Below are 3271 nucleotides of genomic sequence, written 5' to 3'. Positions count from 1 at the left end.
CAGGAAAAGCAGGAAAATGCCCGGACCATAGCCGGGCTGCAACAGCATAAGGAATCTGTAGAAAATAAAGCTGCTGATCTTGAAAAGGCAAAAAAAGAACTGGAAAGTAAAATATAAGCCCTGGAAAAGGAAAAGGCCCAGCTGACTCAGAAGACCACCAATCTGGAAAAACAGAGTAAAACTCAGGCTGACAAGGCAGCAGCCTTAGATAAGGAAAAGTCTGATCTGCAGCAGAAGCTGGCCAATGTGGAAAAACAGAAAGTCCAGGAGATTAAGGAACTGCAGAATAAGCTGAAAAAGCAGGAGGAACTCTCCAGAGATTATTTTACTGAATTAAAAAAACTTGAAGAACAACTGACTAAAGAACAAGCCAAGGCAGGTCAGGAGCAAATCTCCAGGCTGGAGTCAAAACTAAGACAAAAGGAACTTGCTCTGTCCAGAGAGAAAAACAGGGCCCGGCAGGAAAGAACGGTTCTGGTCAACAAACTGGATAAGCTGCAGAAAAGGTACGAAGTCAAGGTTAATTTTTTTACCAAAAGGGCCATCAAGCGTAAAAAGAAAAAATTGTTTGAGAGCATCAAGGAAAGCGGCTTCTTTGATGCCCAGTACTACATAGAACACAACCCGGATGTAAAACAAAGCGATATGGACCCACTAACGCACTATATGAACCACGGCTGGAAAGAAGGCCTTAACCCTTCAGCAAAATTCAACACCAATAAATACCTGGAGCAGAACCCGGACGTATCCATGGATTATATCAATCCCCTGGAACATTACGTACTGTATGGTCAGCATGAAAACCGCCCTGATCCTAAAGGTGCATAATGCAGGTCTGCCCCCAACCCGATACTCACCACAGAGATCACCGAGAACATAGAGCTATGAGAAGGATTATGCTGGTTTTAATTTCCTTTTCTCTGTGTTCCCTCTGTGAGCTCTGTGGTAATATTTCTTCATGATTCCTTGATGTTTTATGACAGGCGGCGCAGGCGAAGGTCAGGTCAGTGACTTACTCTTGAAACCCTGTCATAAAAAACAAGAACCACGCGAAGCGCGGAGGCACCCCGGTTGAATGCCCTTCGGGCTAGCTCTTTGAGCTATTCAAAGGGGCAGGCAAAGGACACGAAGGAAGAAAGCACAAAGGGTTTTGGTTTTTCATTTGCCGGGAAAACGGCAAATGAAAAGGCATCCTTTTTGAAATCCGTTGCCCGGTTTTCAAAAAAATACCCTCCTTACTGTCTTAAACTTAGCCTGCCCGGTTAAACCGGGGTCCCCCATGGGGTGTTTAACACGGGTGATCTTCGTGTCTCTGTGGTTCAATAATCTTCTTATTTGGGTTGCGGGCAAAGCCCGCGTTAGTTAAAGAGTACACGTAACAAAAAAGGATTGAATCATCACAATGAACAAGACAGCCCTGATAACCGGTATCACCGGACAGGATGGAGCATATCTGGCCGAGTTTCTTCTGGACAAAGGTTACATGGTCCACGGCATCAAGCGCCGGGCTTCATCCTTCAACACCGAGCGTGTAGATCGTCTTTATCAGGATCCCCACGAACCGGACCGCAGATTCATCATGCATTACGGTGATTTGACCGATGCCACCAATCTGATCCGGATTATTCAGCAGGTTCAGCCTGATGAAATATTCAACCTGGCTGCTCAGTCCCATGTTCAGGTGTCTTTTGATACAGCCGAATACACAGCCAATGCCGACGCCCTGGGTACATTGAGAATCCTGGAGGCCATCCGGCTTCTGGGGCTGGAGAAAAAGACCAGGTTTTACCAGGCTTCCACCTCTGAGCTTTTCGGCAAGGTCCAGGAAGTACCTCAGACCGAAAAGACGCCATTTTATCCCAGAAGTCCCTATGCTGCTGCCAAGCTCTATGCCTACTGGATCACGGTTAATTATCGTGAGGCTTATGGAATGTATGCCTGCAACGGAATTCTATTCAACCATGAAAGTCCCATCCGGGGCGAGACTTTTGTCACCCGCAAGATCACCCGTGCTGCTGCCCGCATTGCCTTGGGGCTGCAGGACTCACTTTATCTGGGTAACCTGGATGCCAAGAGGGACTGGGGTCATGCCAAGGATTACGTGCGCATGCAGTGGATGATGCTGCAGCAGGATGAACCTGAGGATTTTGTCATAGCAACCGGTGAGCAGCATTCGGTGAGGGAGTTTGTAGAACTGGCCTTTGGGGAGCTGGGTATGAGGCTGACCTGGCAGGGAGACGGGGTCGAGGAAGTTGGCGTTGTTTCAGAGGTCAGTGATCAGAAGTCAGAGGTCAATATCGGTGACATATTAGTGCGTATCGACCCCAGGTACTTCAGGCCTACAGAGGTTGAATCTTTGCTGGGGGATCCAAGCAAGGCCAAGCAGAAGCTGGACTGGAGTCCGGAGATATCATTTCAAGAAATGGTCAAGGAGATGGTCCAGCACGATTATACCCTGGCCAAAAAGGATAAGCTGTGTAATGATCATGGATTCGCAGTCTGCAATCATCATGAATAAATACACTCACCACAGAGGCACAGGGGACACAGAGAAGAGAGAGTTTTGTGTTCTCTGTGTCATGAACTACAAATATGTGGCCTTTGTTTTGAGAGACAAAAGCCTCTTCCAGTAGTATACAAGAATGTCCGGCTCGACTGCGGATACCGGCTGGATGTTCTGGTTGAGAACCGGATTATACTTGAGCTAAAATCCTGTGAACAGATAGATCCAATTCATAAAGCTCAAGTCCTGACGTATTTGAAACTGTCGGATCTAAAACTGGGATTGATCCTGAATTTTAATGTGCCGGTTATAAAAGAAGGAATAGTAAGGATACTTAACGGTTATCTAAAAGAAAATCAGGACTAACAGACACATAGACCACAAAGGCTGATTATGCCTGAAGGGCGGAAGCCTTTACCTCTGCGGTTTACCCCGCAGAGGTAAAAAACCTTCTTCTCTGTGTCCTCTGTGCCTCTGTGGTAAGAAAAAAATTATGCAAAAAGACAATAAAATATTCATAGCAGGTGGGACCGGAATGGTCGGCAGTGCAATTATTCGGGCCTTAAGGCAGGAAGGCTATACCAGCCTGCTATCCAATTACCACAGCCGCGTTCCCCAGGATGAGTCAGTAGCATGGTATCAACTGGACTTGATCAACCAGAATTCGGTCCAGGACTTTTTCCATGAGCATAAACCAGACTACGTCTTCCTGGCTGCTGCCAGGGTAGGCGGGATACACGCCAACAATACCTATCCGGCTGAGTTCAT

4 protein-coding genes are annotated in these 3271 nt (G+C 47.0%); all 4 read left to right on the top strand.

All coding sequences use genetic code 11. The features are described 5' to 3' along the window. The first annotated feature begins 246 nt into the window (after positions 1–246). A complete protein-coding gene (locus QZP87_RS01765; RefSeq protein ID WP_291321203.1) occupies positions 247–828 on the top strand; it encodes a hypothetical protein in 582 nt (193 codons plus the stop codon). Between the two features lie 574 nt (positions 829–1402). Further along, complete coding sequence (gmd, locus tag QZP87_RS01760) at positions 1403–2518, top strand: GDP-mannose 4,6-dehydratase (RefSeq protein ID WP_291321202.1); 1116 nt, start codon at positions 1403–1405, stop codon at positions 2516–2518. Continuing rightward, positions 2519–2869 (top strand): GxxExxY protein, encoded by a 351-nt coding sequence (locus QZP87_RS15470; RefSeq protein ID WP_363330971.1) that lies wholly within the window; start codon positions 2519–2521, stop codon positions 2867–2869. A gap of 127 nt (positions 2870–2996) precedes the next feature. Continuing rightward, on the top strand, positions 2997–3271 hold a 275-nt coding region (locus tag QZP87_RS01755; RefSeq protein WP_291321201.1), incomplete at its 3' end, for an NAD-dependent epimerase/dehydratase family protein.

Source organism: Desulfonatronospira sp., assembly GCA_003563255.1.
Taxonomy (GTDB): domain Bacteria; phylum Desulfobacterota; class Desulfovibrionia; order Desulfovibrionales; family Desulfonatronovibrionaceae; genus Desulfonatronospira.
Note: the sequence above shows the minus strand (reverse complement) of the source record. Positions and strands in the feature narration are given on the sequence as shown.

What these genes read in the sequence shown, in the direction of transcription:
- gmd (WP_291321202.1), top strand. Translation starts at nt 1,403, where the DNA reads ATGAACAAGACAGCCCTGATAACCGGTATCACCGGACAGGATGGAGCA.